Raw genomic sequence first — 17029 nt, 5'->3', positions numbered from 1 at the left:
AAGCAGGCTGAATATATGCAGCCTGCTTTTTTACATTTCTCAGCAAGTTATCTGCAAGCGGGTTCTTATCTTTTAAACTGATTATTTTGGCTGTTAACTTTGTCTTTTTGTGACCGTTCCCCGCCAGGACCTGCGTTCCCTTGTACGCTAGCAGCGCTAACGCCTGCTTTGGATGGGTTTTTCTTCATTTTACCCATGAATTATCACCTCGTTTTTAGGATGCCCAATTCGACTTTTTTATGTAAAGAGGATAGGAAAAGATAATTTATAAAAAAATTTGGTATTTTCAGCTATTATTTATTGCGCAAATTTTTAAAATATTCTATAGTAATAATTAGCAGAACTCATTCATTTGTGAATTTTTTTTGGCTAAAAAATGAATGAGTATTCATTCAAAGTGTGTAAAGGGGGAGACAATGTTGAACCAACTTATTAAAAAGGCAGCTGTTCTAGGTTCTGGAGTAATGGGATCGGGGATTGCCGCTCATCTAGCAAACATCGGTATACCGACATTATTATTGGATATTGTGCCTCGGGAGTTAACCGACGACGAAAAAGCAAAAGGCCTTACGTTAGAAGATCAACAGGTGCGTAATCGCATTAGCAGCCAATCGATCCAAAAATTACTAAAACAAAAACCAGCACCTTTAGCGGTTAAAAAGAACTTGGCGCTAATTGAAGCAGGAAATTTAGAGGATGACCTAACTAAATTAAAAGATGTGGACTGGGTAATTGAGGTTGTCGTTGAGAATCTCAATGTTAAGAAACAAGTATTTGAAAAAGTAGAACAGTACAGAAAACCTGGAAGCATTATCAGTTCAAATACATCAGGGATATCTGTTGAAGCAATGGCAGAAGGAAGGTCAGAGGATTTTAAGAAGCATTTCCTTGGCACCCACTTCTTTAACCCGCCGCGATACTTAAAATTACTTGAAGTGATCCCTACACAATATACGAGTCAAGAAGTCATTTCATTCATGAAAACATTTGGCGAAGATGTTTTAGGAAAAGGTGTGGTACTTGCAAAGGATACCCCGAACTTTATTGCCAACCGGATTGGCACTTATGGTCTCCTTATTACTGTCCAAGAAATGCTAAAAGGCGGTTATAGTGTTGGGGAAGTTGATTCAGTTACGGGTCCATTAGTCGGCCGCCCTTCTAGCGCAACCTTCCGTACGTTAGATGTTGTTGGGCTGGATACATTCGCACATGTGGCAGGCAATGTTTATGAAAAAGTATCCGGAAAAGAAAAGGAAGTATTTGAAGTCCCAGCATTTATGAGAAAAATGCTTGAAAAAGGCTGGCTGGGCAGTAAATCTGGTCAAGGCTTCTTTTTGAAAAAAGGGAAAGAAATTCTTGAACTTGACCCTGATACGTTAGAATACATTCCTCGTAAAAAGCTTTCAACTGCAGCAACAGAAATGAGCAAGCAGGAAAAAGGCACTGCTAATAAATTGAAAGCGCTTATATACTCGAATGATCGAGCAGGTGAGTTACTGTGGAACATCTTTAGTCCGGTTTTAGTATACTCAGCACAGCTTTTAGGAGAAATTGCTGACAGTGTGGTGGACATTGACCGAGCCATGAAATGGGGTTTCGGCTGGGAAATGGGTCCTTTTGAAACTTGGGATGCGATTGGGTTAGAAAAGTCAGTCGAGAAAATGAAGGAAAGCGGGCTGGAAATTCCTGTTTGGATAACAGAGTTGCTTTCTAAGGGGCATTCATCTTTCTATATTGAGGAAAATGGAGAACGTTTCTTTTATAACAATGGTGAATACCGCTTAGTTGAAAGGAATCCAAAAGCAATTGACTTGAAAAAAATAAAAAAACAAAGCGGTGTTATTAAAAAAAATAGCGGTGCCAGCTTAATCGATTTGGGTGACGGAGTCGCTCTTTTAGAATTTCACTCTCCAAATAATGCCATTGGCCTTGATATTATACAAATGATTAATTTTGCAATTGATGAGGTTGAGAAGAATTACAAAGGTCTAGTAATCGGAAATCAAGGCAAGAACTTCTGTGTTGGTGCCAACCTAGCCATGATGTTGATGGAAGCACAGGATGACAATATTTATGAGCTTGAAATGGTCGTTCGTCAATTCCAAAATGCGATGATGAAGATTAAATATAGCGCAAAACCAGTGGTTGCAGCACCATTTGCGATGACACTTGGCGGCGGAGCTGAGGTTTGTTTACCTGCTGCGCACATCCAAGCTTCTGCAGAGACCTATATGGGTCTGGTTGAAGTCGGAGTAGGATTACTGCCTGGCGGCGGTGGTAATAAAGAGTTATATATTAAGCACTTAGAAGGACTGCCTAATGGCGTACAAATTGACCTTCAAGCTGTTGCAAATAAAGTGTTTGAAACGATTGCGATGGCAAAGGTATCTACTTCAGGTGCAGAAGCACGTGAGAACAATTTCTTAGGCTTAGCCGACGGAATTAGTGTGAACGGTGATCACCTGATTTACGACGCAAAGCAGGCTGTCTTAGCGTTGCATGAGCAGGGATATGTACAAAAAGCCCGCAGAAAAGTACCGGTAGTGGGTGAAACAGGTTACGCAACACTGTTACTAGGGGCGCAATCAATGTTTTTATCAGGATATATTTCAGAACATGATTTGAAGATTGCAAAAAAGGTCGCCTATGTGATTGCTGGCGGTAAAGTCCCATATGGTACAGAAGTAGATGAACAGTACCTATTGGACTTAGAAAGAGAAGCATTTTTAAGTTTAATAAGAGAAGGTAAAACGCAGCAGCGTATGCAGCACATGCTGGTAAAAGGTAAGCCCTTGAGAAATTAATAGATTTCTATTTTATTAGGAAAGAGAGGGAATGAAATGAGAGAAGCGGTAATCGTAGCCGGAGCTCGGACCCCGGTAGGTAAAGCAAAGAAAGGAACGCTTGCCCATGTTCGCCCTGATGATTTGGGAGCATTGGTTGTAAAGGAAACATTAAAGCGTGCGGGTAACTATGAAGGAAATATCGATGATTTAATCATAGGATGCGCAATGCCTGAAGCAGAGCAAGGTAACAACATGGCCCGTAATATTGGTGCTTTAGCAGGCCTGCCGCACACTGTACCAGCCATTACTGTTAATCGTTTTTGTTCATCTGGACTCCAAGCAATTGCCTATGCAGCTCAAGGAATCATGCTGGGACACACTGATACTGCAATTGCAGGCGGAGCCGAGTCAATGAGTTTGATTCCGATGGCAGGGCATGTAATACGTCCCAATGTAAAGTTAGCAGAAACTGCTCCGGAATATTATATGGGAATGGGTCATACAGCGGAAGAAGTAGCCAAGAAATATGGTATTTCTCGTGAGGATCAAGATGCATTTGCAGTTCGAAGTCATCAGAAGGCGGCAAAAGCCATACAAGAAGGAAAGTTTATAGACGAAATCGTTTCTGTTGATGTCACTGTCCGTACTGTTGGAAAAGACAATAAACTTGTTGAAAGAACGGTCCAGTTTTCGCAAGATGAAGGCGTTCGTCCTGATACAAACGTACAATCGCTGGCAAAACTCCGCCCAGCCTTTTCTGTGACGGGTTCCGTAACTGCAGGGAATGCCTCGCAGACAAGTGATGGGGCTGCAGCCTTAATGATTATGGATCGTGAAAAAGCAGAATCACTTGGGCTAAAGCCATTGGCTAAATTCAGATCATTTGCCGTCGGTGGTGTACCGCCAGAAATTATGGGAGTAGGGCCTGTAGTAGCAGTACCAAAAGCAGTGAAACTAGCTGGATTGGAAATGTCTGATATTAACCTGTTTGAGTTAAACGAAGCATTTGCATCACAGTCACTCCAAGTCATTCGTGAGCTTGGATTGGATGAAGAAAAAGTTAACGTAAATGGAGGCGCCATCGCCCTAGGTCATCCACTTGGATGTACAGGTGCAAAGCTTACCTTAACCCTCATCCACGAGTTAAAACGCCGACAGCAGCAATTTGGCGTCGTAACCATGTGTATTGGCGGCGGAATGGGCGCTGCAGGAGTATTTGAGCTTCTTTAAAAAAAATTAGGGGGAAATGATAATGGCACAGCAAACTGAAAAAATTATTAAAGGCGGAAGCTTTTTAATCGATGATATTTCCTATGACCGAATTTTAACACCTGAGGATTTTAACGAAGAACAATTAATGATTGCGAAAACAGCCGAAGACTTCATTGAAAAAGAAGTCCTTCCACAGTTGGAACATCTTGAAAACCATGAATTTGACCGCACCGTAAAACTTTTAAAACAGGCTGGTGACCTTGGTCTACTGGCAGCTGATGTTCCTGAGGAGTATGAAGGGCTAGGTTTAGATAAAGTAACTTCCTCACTTGTAACTGAAAAAATGTCAAAGGCCGGCGGCTTTTCATTATCCTATGGCGCACATGTTGGTATTGGCTCATTGCCAATCGTTTTATTCGGAAACGAAGAGCAAAAGAAAAAATATTTACCAGCACTTGCTTCTGGTGAAAAAATTGCAGCGTACGCTCTAACAGAACCTGGATCTGGCTCTGATGCTCTTGGTGCCAGAACAACAGCAAAATTAAATGCAGAAGGCACTCACTATATTCTTAACGGTGAAAAGCAGTGGATTACTAATGCTGGTTTTGCTGATGTATTTGTTGTCTATACAAAGATTGATGGTGAACACTTTACGGCATTCATTGTTGAAAGAGATTTTCCAGGTGTTTCTACAGGTGCTGAAGAGAAGAAGATGGGAATTAAGAGTTCTTCTACTCGTACACTTATTCTAGAAGATGTACCGGTTCCTGTTGAAAACCTATTAGGGGAATACGGCAAAGGGCACGTCATAGCCTTCAATATCTTAAACATCGGACGTTATAAGTTAGCGGTCGGAGGTGTGGGTGGTTCTAAAAATGCATTTGAGTTAGCTGTTAAATATGCAAACGGCCGTAAACAATTCAACACACCAATCTCCCAGTTCAATTTAACAAAAGAAAAGTTTGGAACAATGGCGTCCAAAATTTATGCAGCGGAAAGCTCTGTCTACCGTACGATTGGATTGTACGAAGAAAACCAAGGAAAACTTACACCTGAAGAACAAAAGGATATTAAATTAGTGGCTAATTCGATTGCTGAATATGCCATTGAATGTTCTGTTAATAAATTCTTCTGTAGTGAAGTCCTAGATTATGTGGTTGATGAAGGTGTTCAAATTCATGGTGGATACGGCTTTATGCAAGAGTATACGATTGAAAGAGCATACCGTGATTCACGTATTAATCGTATATTCGAAGGTACAAATGAAATTAACCGTCTCCTGGTACCAGGAACTTATATTAAAAAGGCGTTCAAAGGAGAGCTCCCATTATTCCAAAAAGCACTGGCCCTACAAGAAGAAATCATGATGTTAATGCCTGAAGAGCCAGGTGATGAGCCGTTTGCACAAGAAAAACATTTAGTTAGCAATGCAAAGAAGATTGGCTTACTTGCGGCCGGCTTAGCTGCACAAAAATTCGGTAAGGCACTTGATAAAGAACAAGAAATCTTATCAAATATTGCAGATATTGTTTCTAATGCCTATGCAATGGAATCAGTCGTGTTACGTACTGAAAAGGCAATTGCCAAGACGGGAATAGAGAAAAACAAACAAAAACTTCTTTATACACAAATTTTCTGTCAAGAAGCCTTCAATGAAATTGAGCAGCATGCGAAAGAAACGTTGGTTGCGACCGAACAAGGAGATACGCTTCGGATGCTCGTTTCAGCTCTTCGTAAATTAACTCGCCATACACCGATCAATGTGATAGGTAAGAAACGTGAAGCGGCCGACGTTCTAATTGCCGCAGAACGCTATATCGTTTAATTAGTAAACTTTAGGCTCCCGCGCAGATTTGCAGGAGCCTAAAGTTTTTCTATATGTTAGCAGGATTTTTGCAGAATTAGTCGAAATTTTAACTGAAGCGTTTTTACTTTTTTTTCTGTTGTGTTACTATTCAAGTGACATGCATCAGTGGTTAATTACAAGGAGGGTGGACAGTTGTCTCTTACTTTTTACTGGTATCCCAAATGCGGGACATGCCGAAAGGCAAAGAAATGGCTAGATGAACATCATCTTTCCTACAAAGAAATACATATTGTTGAAACGCCGCCATCACGGGCTGAACTTCAGGATATCTACGAAAAGAGCAATCTTGAATTAAAGAAATTTTTTAATACAAGCGGCCAAAAATATCGTGAATTGGGTATTAAGGATAAAATACCCACTGCTGCTGAAGATGAGCTGCTAGATCTGTTAGCTTCAGATGGGATGTTGATTAAAAGACCATTATTAACAGACGGTGAAAGAGTGACAGTTGGTTTTAAAGAAGAAGAGTATGAGAATGTGTGGCAAAAAGCATAATCATTACTGTTCTGCAGGGTATTAGGGTAATATTAAATTAACACATTAAATCTCAGAAAATAATGGAGGGTTTTGTAATGACTACACCAAAGGAATTGCGCTATTCTGAAGAACATGAGTGGGTAAAAGTTGAAGGGGAAACGGTTCGAGTAGGTATTACTCATTTTGCTCAATCTGAATTAGGCGATATCGTTTTCGTTGAACTTCCAGAGGTAGGAGATGAAGTGACAGCGGATCAGCCATTCGGAAGTGTTGAATCAGTTAAAACTGTTTCAGAGCTATATGCACCTATAAGCGGTAAGGTTGTAGAAGTGAACGAAGATTTAAATGACAGCCCTGAATTCGTTAACGAATCTCCATATGAAAAAGCATGGATGATCGTTATTGAGCCATCTAATAGCAGTGAATTGGACAACCTAATGACTGCTGAACAGTATGAAGAAATGATTAAAGAAGATTAATCTTCGTAAGCACCTTGTTTCTCAAGGTGTTTTTTTTATGGGAAAAATTCGCACCTAGTATATTCTAAATCCAGGGGATACTATAATAAACTTTAATTAAAAGGAGCTCTTGGTATGACTTTAAAGCAGCAAAAGGTTGATGTGACAGATCGAGTTATTGGAAAGATGAAAAACGGTGAGATGGAATTATTTCTAGATAACACATCCATCGGAAAGATACAGTTACCAGGTGACATGACTTTTCAATTAGATCAACAATTTGAAATAGAACAGCGAAAGATTTTTCAAAATGTAACTGTTACGGAACAGCCAGACGCTAAATATACGGATTGTGATGACGGTGGATGGTGTTAGTGCTGTACAAGTACTTATAAGCAAACACCTATTATCAAAAAGTCAATCGTGGTATAGTTAACATATAACACACGTTATTAATTATATTGAATATGTTAACATCAAACAAATAACTTTCTTTCGTATAGGTGATGAATGATGAATGACACGTATGGTGACAAAGTTCTGATTGTTGAAGGAAAATCAGACAAGAAAAAGGTAAAAAGTATCTTGAAGGAGCCAATGGAGATTGTCTGTACAAATGGAACCATCAGCATGACAAAATTGGATGAATTAATTGATACACTCGAGAATAAAGAAGTCTATATCTTAGTTGATGCTGATGATGCGGGTGAGAAGCTTCGTAAACAATTGAAAAGGGAATTTCCTCAAGCGGAACATATTTATATAGACAGGATGTACCGTGAAGTAGCCACTGCACCAGTGTACCATCTTGCTACAGTTCTTTTAGGTGCAAATATTGATGTTCATTCTGAATTTTTGGAAATGGGTTGAAAATGAACGATTGGAACTTAGATGAGTTATCATCATTCTTGAATGGTCATTCATCCGGACTGATTTACTTCTATACACCTTTATGTGGTACTTGTCAGGTGGCATCGAGAATGCTCCAGATTATTGAGAATATGTTTGATGTGAAAATAGGAAAAATGAATCTTAATTTTTATCCAGAGCTGTCAGATACGTTTCAAATCGAAAGTGTTCCCTGTTTGCTTTTTATTAAGGATGGAGAATTAGTTGAGATGATCTATGCTTTCAACTCTGTACCTTTTTTATATGAAAAAATTAAACAATTGATACTTTAAAACAGATGCTGAGGCATCTGTTTTTTTGTTGTTTCTCTAAAATAAGAAATTTGTCGATGAAATTATACAGGAATCCTAACCAATAACCTTGAATATATAACAGAATGGAGTGAATCGGAGTGATGAAAAATGGATGAGATGATACAGATTTTTATTTCTGCTATCAAGAAACGCGGTCACGTTCTTACGTTGATTGAAAAATTGGAAGCTTTAAAAATAAAGCTGGTTTGTGAAGGCCAAGAAGACTCCCTCGTTTTTCATCATGGCGAAGTTATTTTCCTCGTTGATTCTAACGACAGCTTTGTCACTTGCGAAATTATCGGGCAACGGGATTCCATTTATAATCTGCTTGAAGGAAAAGAAAAATTAAGAAACCTTATTAACAATGGACAGCTAAAAGTTAAAGCACCATTTCGTACTATTTTACTTATCGAATCAATCTTTTATTTAACCAGACCAGATGAACGGTTTAAAGAATTTATTTCATAAAATGAAGGAGTGTTAAGTATGGGGGGAAATCAAAAAAATTATCGTTTTGAAACGTTGAGTGTTCATGGAGGGTTAGCGCCAGATCCAGTTACAGGAGCACGTGCTGTTCCAATCTATCAAAATAATGCCTACCAATTTAAAAATACCGAACATGCTGCAAATCTATTTGCCTTGAAAGAGAGTGGGTACATATATACTCGAATTCACAATCCGACAACAACCGTTTTCGAAGAAAGAGTGGCGCTGTTGGAAGGGGGAGTTGGAGCCCTAGCAGTAGCAAGCGGAATGGCCGCGATAACCCTAGCAATCTTAAATATTGCGGAAGCAGGTGATGAAATTGTTTCAGCATCCACGTTATATGGCGGAACCTACAATTTATTTGCCGTTACTCTACCGAAATATGGAATTAAAGTTAAGTTTGTAGATCCCGAAGATCCAGAAAACTTCCGACGTGCTATAAATGAAAAAACAAAAGCGGTGTTTGCCGAAACGATTGGGAATCCGTCTTTAAGAATTCTTGATATTGAAAAAGTGGCGGACATTGCCCACGCGGCAGGGGTTCCATTAATTATTGATAATACGTTTGCGACACCATACCTATGCAGACCAATCGAATACGGTGCAGATATTGTTATTCATTCAGCAACAAAATGGCTATTAGGGAATGGAACAACCACCGGAGGGGTTATTGTAGACGGCGGGAAGTTCGACTGGAATTCACCTAAATTCCCAGGTTTTACGACTCCAGATCCAAGCTATCATAACCTTGTTTATGCAGAAGCATTAGGTGCAGTTGCCTATATTATTAAAGCACGTGTACAGCTTTTACGTGATTTAGGACCCTCTTTAAGTCCACAAAACGCTTTTCAATTCACACTTGGACTAGAAACGCTTCATGTTCGGATGAAGGAGCATGTTGCCAATACGAAGGAAGTAGTTGAGTATTTAGTAATGCATCCTGCCGTTGAGTGGGTATCCTATCCTGGTCACTCCTCTCATCCAGATTATGAATTGGCAAGCAAGTATTTGCCTAAGGGTGCAGGGTCGATGATTGTTTTTGGAATCAAAGGCGGTAGAGAAGCTGGAGCAAAGTTAATTGATTCAATTACACTTTTTGCCCATGTAGCGAATGTTGGCGACGCGAAAAGCTTAATTATTCACCCTGCTAGTACTACTCATCAACAGCTTGATGCAGAAGGACTAAAGGCAGCTGGAGTATCTGAGGATTTAATTCGACTCTCCATTGGTATTGAAAATGTAGAGGATCTAATTGAAGACCTAGAAGCTGCAATTGAGACAGCCACAGGTGTTGCTTCTTTAAAAACAAAAGCTTAATAAGAGTTTATTCGAAATTTGTAGAAAATTCGTTGACACCTTTTTTTATCCATGTTAAGATAATTTTCGTACTATAAATTAATTACTTTAATCAATGAACGTGCTAATTGAATATAGAATGTTATAACTCTTATCAAGAGTGGTGGAGGGATGTGCCCGATGAAGCCCGGCAACCGTCAATTTATTGAAATGGTGCCAATTCACACAAAGCGGATGCTTTGGAAGATGGGAGAAAGGTCTTATTAATGATGCCTTTCTGCCTATTGCAGAAAGGCTTTTTAATTTTTCTAATATAAGAATGTTTTTCTTAAATCAATCAAACCCTATATTTAAACAGCCCGCTTTAATTGGAATTTTTGTATACATTTAATTGGATAAAAAGAAGGTGATAGTATGATTTCTATAAAAGATGTCCGAAAAGTTTTTCCTTCTAAGCAGGGGCAGCTGAAGGCAGTCGATGATGTTAATTTAGAAATACAAGAAGGGGAAATCTTTGGGGTAATCGGTTATAGTGGTGCGGGGAAAAGTACCTTAATTCGAATGCTGAATGGACTAGAGCTCCCGACAGAAGGATCTGTTACCGTTGCTAGTCGTGTTATTTCAAAAATTAGGGGCAGTGAACTTCGGAAAGCACGTCAAGAAATAAGTATGATTTTTCAGCATTTTAATTTACTTTGGTCTAGAACTGTTAGCGAGAATATTGCCTTTCCTTTGGAGATAGCTGGCGTAGGTAGAGCAGAAAGACAAAAAAGAGTAAATGAATTGATTAAATTAGTAGGACTTGAAGGTCGAGAAAATGCTTACCCTTCCCAGCTTAGCGGCGGTCAAAAACAGCGTGTGGGAATTGCGCGGGCACTGGCCAACAACCCAAAAGTACTTCTATGTGATGAGGCAACTTCAGCCCTTGACCCACAAACCACTGATTCCATTTTGGATTTGTTGGTTGATATCAATAAAAGGCTCGGATTAACGATTGTGTTGATTACTCATGAAATGCATGTCATTCGTAAAATCTGTCACCGGGTAGCGGTTATGGAAAGTGGCAGAATTGTTGAGCTTGGGCAGGTGTTAGACGTATTTAAAAACCCACAGCAGCCGATTACGAAGCGTTTTGTTCAACAGGTTACTGAACCTGAAGAAACAAAAGAAACGATTGAACATTTACTAGAACGTTATCCCTATGGAAAAGTGGTGCAGCTCTCGTTTGTTGGAGAAGCAGCAGAACAGCCATTAATTACAACTCTTATAAGAGATTTCGACGTTGTCGTCAACATTCTTCAAGGGAAAATTTCACACACGCAAAACGGATCTTACGGAACATTATTTATTCACTTGGATGGGAAGGCAGACGAAATTCAGAAAGCCATTGATTATGTTCACTCACAGCAAGTCGGTGTGGAGGTGATTAGTAATGGCTAGCTATATAGAATTGGTAAAGTGGGAACAGTTATGGGCGGCTACACTCGAAACCCTTTATATGACTTCCATTTCAGTGTTTACTACATTTATTTTAGGACTAGTCCTTGGATTGCTATTATTTCTTACGGATAAAGGTAACATATGGGAAAATAGGACGGTTAATGTTATTACTGCTGGTTTTGTAAATATTTTTAGGTCAATCCCGTTTATAATCCTTATTGTTTTATTAATTCCTTTTACAAAATTATTGATTGGGACTATACTCGGTGCCAATGCGGCACTGCCTGCCTTAATTATTGGTGCAGCTCCTTTTTATGCGAGAATGGTAGAGATTGCGCTTAGGGAAATCAACAAAGGTGTTATTGAGGCATCTCAATCAATGGGAGCAACACATGGTCATATTATTTTTAAAGTATTGATACCTGAATCACTACCGGCTTTAATTTCAGGGATTACCGTGACTGCTATTTCGTTAGTCAGCTTTACAGCAATGGCCGGAGTAATTGGGGCAGGTGGACTTGGACATTTTGCTTACCTTGAAGGTTTTCAGCGCAATAGACCGTTTGTCACATTAGTTGCAACGATTGCCATTTTAATTTTAGTTTTTATTATCCAATTTATTGGAGATTATTTTACAAAGAAAACAGATAAACGATAACAGGAGGGGTTAAAAATGAAAAAAGTATTTAGTCTTATTGTTTTGGCATTATTAGCATTTGCATTAACAGCGTGTGCAGGTGCAAACAACGACACGGAAGAAAAAGAAGGAAAAGATGGTAACAAAAAATTAGTTGTAGGTGCATCCGCTGTACCTCATGCGGAGGTACTTGAAGCCGCAAAACCTTTATTAGAGGAAAAAGGTATCGACCTTGAAATAAAAGTTTTTCAAGATTATATTCTTCCAAACGTGACGTTAAGGGATAAAGAACTCGACGCGAATTATTTCCAAACACCAGGTTATTTAGAACTTCAAATGGAAGAAAATAAGGATTATGATTTTGTTAGTGTTGGTGCAGTCCATAAGGAACCAATCGGTATTTATTCTAAAAAGTATAAAAGCCTAAAAGATCTTCCAAATGGTGCAAAAATTATTATGAGTGATTCATTTAGTGACCATGGACGTATTTTACCTATTTTTGAAAGAGAAGGTTTAATTAAGCTAAAAGAAGGTGTTGGCGCAAATGCAAGGGTAGAGGATATAGTGGAAAATCCAAAGAATCTTGATTTCTCTACATTAATTGAAGCCAAATTATTAGCTTCTTCTTTCGAAAGCGGTGAAGGTGATGCGGTAGTTATTAACACGAACTATGCATTAGAAGGTGGAATTGACATTGGAAAGACCGGAATCGCATTTGAAGGTAGTGATGTTGTTCCAGCTAATCTTGTTGTCGTTCGTTCAGAGGACAAAGATCGCGATGAAATCAAAACACTTGTAGAAGTCCTAAAATCAGAGGAAATTCAAAAATTCCTTAAAGAGAAGTACCAAGGTGCAGTACTAGCAGCAGAATAATGTCCTGTATAATAGGAAGAAACAAGGAAGCCGGTGAATATGACTCACTGGCTTTCCTTGATTTTAATTCTACTATGGAACATCAAACTAGGTTTATAGGTAAAAATAGGCAGGAAATAATATTGCTCTTACCTTGGCAAAATAGAGAGAAATACGTTATGATTTTATTCGTATGTGAATACATAAAGCGTTCACAAGTTTCAAAATTTCGAATTTATTATAGTACAAACACATCTTGTCTATAAATTCATTCTCATTTGGTTTGTGTTCAGTGAAAATAAAAATTCTTTCGTTGTTCTTGAATGTTAATACTGTTTATGAGTTGCTAACAGATTCTATTTGTTATAAGATTGTAATGAGAATAAAGTGAGAATGAATTTTGGGGCCAAGTGTTTTAGGCTACAAGATACAAAATTATCTTTGCGGAGGTATATATATGGCAGGGTCAACATTAACAATTAAAGATTTACATGTAGAAATTGATGGAAAAGAAATTTTAAAAGGTGTAAATCTTGAAATAAAAGGTGGAGAAATCCACGCAATCATGGGACCAAATGGTACAGGTAAATCCACTTTATCATCTGCTATCATGGGACATCCAAAATATGAAGTAACAAGCGGTTCTATTATGTTAGACGATGAAAATGTACTTGAAATGGAAGTGGATGAGCGCGCGCGTGCTGGACTATTTTTAGCCATGCAATATCCAAGTGAAATTAATGGCGTAACAAATGCTGATTTCTTACGTTCTGCCTTAAATAGCCGTCTTGGCGAAGGCAATGAAATTTCATTAATGAAATTTATCCGTAAAATGGATAAGCAAATGGAATTCTTAGAAATGGATCTTGATATGGCACAGCGTTATCTTAATGAAGGATTCTCCGGTGGAGAGAAAAAGCGTAACGAAATTCTTCAATTAATGATGCTGGAGCCAAAAATTGCAATCTTAGACGAAATTGACTCTGGATTAGATATTGATGCCTTAAAGGTTGTTTCAAAGGGAATCAATCAAATGCGTGGAGAAGATTTTGGCTGTTTAATTATCACCCACTATCAACGACTTTTAAACTATATCACTCCTGACCATGTGCATGTAATGATGCAGGGACGCATTGTGAAATCTGGTGGACCAGAACTTGCACAACGCTTAGAAGCAGAAGGATATGACTGGATCAAGCAAGAACTTGGAATCGAAGATGAAACAGTTGGGCAAGAAGCGTAAGAGTTTAGCGTTAGGAGGATAATCATGACAACAGAAACGAATTTATCATTTGATAAAGATTTTGTTCGTTCTTTTTCTAAAGAATTGAACGAGCCTGCGTGGATGGAAGAACTGCGTTTAAAAGCATTAGAATTGAGCGAATCCCTTCCAATGCCAAGACCAGATAAAACAAAAATTGATAAGTGGAACTTCACTCAATTTGATACTGCTACGATAAAAAGTGAAACTTTCGCATCACTAGCTGAGCTTCCAGATGAAGTAAAAGCTTTAATTGGTGATGAATCGACAGCGAAAAATTTATATATACAACGAAATCATACCCCTGCATACATTTCTTTAACACAGGAATTAAAGGGGCAAGGCGTCATTTTTACCGACATCTTTACAGCGATTCGTGAACATAGCGATTTGGTACAAAAGTATCTGTTAACAGAAGCAGTTAAAACGGACGAACATCGTTTGATTGCCCTTCATGCAGCACTTATGAATGGCGGAGCATTCTTGTACATCCCTAAAAACGTTGAAATTAAAGAACCGATTCATTCGATTTATTTACATGACTCAGCCGGTACAAACCTCGTCAATCATGTATTAGTAGTTGCCGATGATAACAGCGCAGTTACGTATGTAGAAAATTACCTCTCAACTCTAGAGAGTGCTAACAGTGTCTTTAATATCGTTACAGAGGTCATCGCAAAAGCCGGAGCAAAAGTTCAGTATGGTGCAGTTGATACTCTTGCAAAAGGAATCACCACATATGTGAATCGTCGTGGATCAGCGGGAAGAGATGCTAGAATCGAATGGGCACTCGGCTTAATGAATGAAGGAAATACGATTTCTGAGAACACAACCAACTTAGTTGGTGATGGTGCATACGGTGATACAAAAACAGTTGTTGTTGGACGTGGTGAGCAGATTCAAAACTTTACAACAAAAGTTGTTCACTATGGTAAAAACAGCGAAGGTTATATTTTAAAACATGGTGTCATGAAAGACAGTGCTTCTTCCATTTTTAATGGAATTGGGCATATCCTCCATGGCGCATCAAAATCGAATGCTGAACAGGAATCACGAGTACTTATGCTAAGCGAAAAAGCGCGCGGAGATGCTAACCCGATTCTTCTAATTGATGAAGATGATGTAACAGCAGGTCACGCAGCTTCTGTCGGACGTGTTGACCCTGTTCAACTCTATTATCTAATGAGCCGCGGAATTCCGAAAAAAGAAGCAGAACGCCTAGTTATTCACGGATTCCTAGCTCCGGTAGTGAACGAATTGCCAATCGAAGGAGTTAAAGAGCAGTTAACTGCTGTAATTGAAAGGAAAGTACGGTAATGAATGTCCATGATATTCGTCGTCAGTTCCCTATATTAGATCAGGAAGTAAATGGAAAACCTCTCGTTTATTTAGATAGTTCCGCTACCTCTCAAAAACCAATCCAGGTGATTGAGACAGTGGAGAAATATTATAAAGAAATCAATTCCAATGTCCATCGTGGTGTTCACACGCTCGGAACACGTGCAACAGATGCCTACGAAGGTGCAAGGGAAAAGGTTCGAAAGTTTATTAATGCAAAATCAACCCAGGAAGTTATTTTTACCCGGGGGACAACGACGGCCTTAAATACAGTTGCAGCCAGCTATGCTGCTGACAACTTAAAGGCTGGTGACGAAATTGTCATTACGTATATGGAGCACCATAGTAATATTATTCCTTGGCAGCAGGTTGCAAGACGTACGGGAGCTGTATTAAAGTACATCCCGCTTCAAGAGGATGGAACGATTTCACTTGAGGATGTTAAAGCAACGGTGACAGCTAATACCCGTGTCGTTTCTGTTATGCAGGTATCGAATGTACTTGGTGTGATTAATCCTGTAAAAGAAATTGCTAAAATTGCTCATGAGAATGGGGCGATTATGGTAGTCGATGGGGCACAAAGCGCGCCTCATATGAAAATAGATGTTCAGGATTTAGATTGCGACTTCTTAGCCTTTTCTGGACATAAGATGTGTGCGCCAACAGGTATCGGGGTTCTATATGGGAAAAAGCATTTGTTAGAAAATATGGAACCAATTGAATTCGGCGGCGAAATGATTGATTTTGTCCATTTACAAGAATCTACATGGAAAGAGCTCCCGTGGAAGTTTGAGGCGGGAACACCAATCATTGCAGGTGCCATTGGACTTGGAGCAGCGATCGACTTTTTAAATGAAATTGGCTTAGATAATATTGAAGAACATGAGCATAAGCTTGCTGCGTACGCGTTAGAAAAAATGTCTGCTGTTCCTGGCATGACGATTTATGGACCATTAGATGCCGCAAAACGTGCCGGTCTTGTTACCTTTAATATCGAGGATGTGCATCCGCACGATGTGGCTACTGTCCTTGATGCCGAAGGAATTGCCGTCCGTGCAGGACATCATTGTGCGCAGCCATTGATGAAATGGCTCAAGGCGTCAGCAACTGCTCGTGCAAGCTTTTATTTATACAACACAGAAGACGATATTGATAAGCTAGTTGAAGGACTTGTTAAAACAAAGGAGTATTTCAGCGATGTCTTCTAATTTAGATGCACTTTACCGTCAAGTTATTATGGATCATTATAAAAAACCGCGTAACCGCGGTTTATTAGAGGATGGCAGTCATACCATCAATATGAACAACCCTACTTGCGGCGACAGAATTCAATTGACTTTTAAAGTTGAAGATGGAATTGTCAAGGACGTAGGATTTGAAGGAGAAGGCTGTTCGATATCGATGTCATCCGCTTCGATGATGACACAAGCAATTAAGGGGAAAAAGGTAGAGGAAGCGATCAAGCTATCAAAAATATTCTCCGATATGATTCAAGGGAAAGAATATGATGATGAAGTTGACCTAGGTGATATTGAGGCGCTTCAAGGTGTTTCTAAATTCCCAGCCCGAATCAAATGTGCCACGCTTGCATGGAAGGCAATGGAAAAAGGATTGAATGAAGAGGAACAACAATAAAACGAAATTGCGGGTGAGATGTCTAGCTCCAGCGCCTAGCCCCTCGAGTCGCTTCGGTCCTGACGTTGAAGTCAAAAAACGA

The 17029-nt window shown here is 39.2% G+C and carries 18 protein-coding genes and 1 riboswitch; of the genes, 17 read left to right on the top strand and 1 reads right to left on the bottom strand.

Going from position 1 to position 17029, the window contains the following annotated elements:
- Positions 1-65: 65 nt before the first annotated feature.
- The gene (locus QNH29_RS25435; protein WP_082799668.1) at positions 66-197 is read right to left on the bottom strand and encodes a YuzL family protein; all 132 of its coding nucleotides are present in this window, start codon (positions 195-197) and stop codon (positions 66-68) included.
- 219 nt (positions 198-416) lie between these two features.
- Here QNH29_RS25435 and QNH29_RS25430 point away from each other — a divergent pair, with 219 nt between their 5' ends.
- From QNH29_RS25430 to sufU, 17 genes are all read left to right on the top strand, one after another.
- Positions 417-2804, top strand: a complete 2388-nt coding sequence (locus tag QNH29_RS25430) for a 3-hydroxyacyl-CoA dehydrogenase/enoyl-CoA hydratase family protein (RefSeq protein WP_283862047.1) — start codon at positions 417-419, stop codon at positions 2802-2804.
- 36 nt (positions 2805-2840) lie between these two features.
- Positions 2841-4016 (top strand): acetyl-CoA C-acetyltransferase, encoded by a 1176-nt coding sequence (locus QNH29_RS25425; RefSeq protein WP_283862046.1) that lies wholly within the window; start codon positions 2841-2843, stop codon positions 4014-4016.
- Between the two features lie 22 nt (positions 4017-4038).
- Complete coding sequence (locus QNH29_RS25420; RefSeq protein WP_283862045.1) at positions 4039-5823, top strand: acyl-CoA dehydrogenase FadE; 1785 nt, start codon at positions 4039-4041, stop codon at positions 5821-5823.
- Positions 5824-5997: 174 nt separating this feature from the next.
- Positions 5998-6360: an arsenate reductase family protein gene (locus tag QNH29_RS25415; protein WP_283862044.1), complete on the top strand. Its 363-nt coding sequence runs from the start codon at positions 5998-6000 to the stop codon at positions 6358-6360.
- Between the two features lie 77 nt (positions 6361-6437).
- Positions 6438-6821, top strand: a complete 384-nt coding sequence (gcvH, locus tag QNH29_RS25410) for a glycine cleavage system protein GcvH (protein ID WP_283862043.1) — start codon at positions 6438-6440, stop codon at positions 6819-6821.
- Positions 6822-6935: 114 nt separating this feature from the next.
- Positions 6936-7175, top strand: a complete 240-nt coding sequence (locus tag QNH29_RS25405; protein WP_283862042.1) for a YusG family protein — start codon at positions 6936-6938, stop codon at positions 7173-7175.
- 138 nt (positions 7176-7313) lie between these two features.
- On the top strand, positions 7314-7670 hold the full coding sequence (locus QNH29_RS25400; RefSeq protein WP_283865743.1) for a toprim domain-containing protein: 357 nt from the start codon (positions 7314-7316) through the stop codon (positions 7668-7670).
- Between the two features lie 2 nt (positions 7671-7672).
- A complete protein-coding gene (locus tag QNH29_RS25395) occupies positions 7673-7981 on the top strand; it encodes a thioredoxin family protein (RefSeq protein WP_283862041.1) in 309 nt (102 codons plus the stop codon).
- Between the two features lie 129 nt (positions 7982-8110).
- A complete protein-coding gene (locus QNH29_RS25390; RefSeq protein WP_283862040.1) occupies positions 8111-8470 on the top strand; it encodes an SCP2 sterol-binding domain-containing protein in 360 nt (119 codons plus the stop codon).
- Between the two features lie 18 nt (positions 8471-8488).
- Entirely contained in the window at positions 8489-9805 is a 1317-nt protein-coding gene (locus QNH29_RS25385) for an O-acetylhomoserine aminocarboxypropyltransferase/cysteine synthase family protein (RefSeq protein ID WP_283862039.1), read from the top strand.
- Between the two features lie 127 nt (positions 9806-9932).
- Positions 9933-10037: riboswitch (SAM riboswitch) on the top strand.
- A gap of 161 nt (positions 10038-10198) precedes the next feature.
- Positions 10199-11224, top strand: a complete 1026-nt coding sequence (locus QNH29_RS25380; protein ID WP_283862038.1) for a methionine ABC transporter ATP-binding protein — start codon at positions 10199-10201, stop codon at positions 11222-11224.
- Positions 11217-11882 carry a methionine ABC transporter permease gene (locus QNH29_RS25375; protein WP_283862037.1) on the top strand — a complete coding sequence of 222 codons (666 nt, stop codon included), beginning with the start codon at positions 11217-11219 and terminating at the stop codon, positions 11880-11882. The genes QNH29_RS25380 and QNH29_RS25375 overlap by 8 nt, the downstream gene beginning before the upstream one ends.
- Before the next feature lie 15 nt (positions 11883-11897).
- Positions 11898-12734, top strand: coding sequence for a MetQ/NlpA family ABC transporter substrate-binding protein (locus tag QNH29_RS25370; protein ID WP_283862036.1), 837 nt, complete (start codon positions 11898-11900; stop codon positions 12732-12734).
- 436 nt (positions 12735-13170) lie between these two features.
- The gene (gene sufC, locus QNH29_RS25365) at positions 13171-13956 is read left to right on the top strand and encodes a Fe-S cluster assembly ATPase SufC (protein WP_283862035.1); all 786 of its coding nucleotides are present in this window, start codon (positions 13171-13173) and stop codon (positions 13954-13956) included.
- Between the two features lie 24 nt (positions 13957-13980).
- On the top strand, positions 13981-15291 hold the full coding sequence (gene sufD, locus QNH29_RS25360; RefSeq protein ID WP_283862034.1) for a Fe-S cluster assembly protein SufD: 1311 nt from the start codon (positions 13981-13983) through the stop codon (positions 15289-15291).
- The gene (locus QNH29_RS25355) at positions 15291-16520 is read left to right on the top strand and encodes a cysteine desulfurase (RefSeq protein WP_283862033.1); all 1230 of its coding nucleotides are present in this window, start codon (positions 15291-15293) and stop codon (positions 16518-16520) included. The genes sufD and QNH29_RS25355 overlap by 1 nt, the downstream gene beginning before the upstream one ends.
- A complete protein-coding gene (gene sufU / locus QNH29_RS25350; protein WP_283862032.1) occupies positions 16510-16947 on the top strand; it encodes a Fe-S cluster assembly sulfur transfer protein SufU in 438 nt (145 codons plus the stop codon). The genes QNH29_RS25355 and sufU overlap by 11 nt, the downstream gene beginning before the upstream one ends.
- Positions 16948-17029 lie beyond the last annotated feature (82 nt).

This window comes from Neobacillus sp. DY30 (assembly GCF_030123065.1).
Classification (GTDB): domain Bacteria; phylum Bacillota; class Bacilli; order Bacillales; family Cytobacillaceae; genus Neobacillus.
The sequence above is the reverse complement of the archived record's forward strand: the minus strand, read 5'-3'. Positions and strand labels throughout refer to the sequence as shown.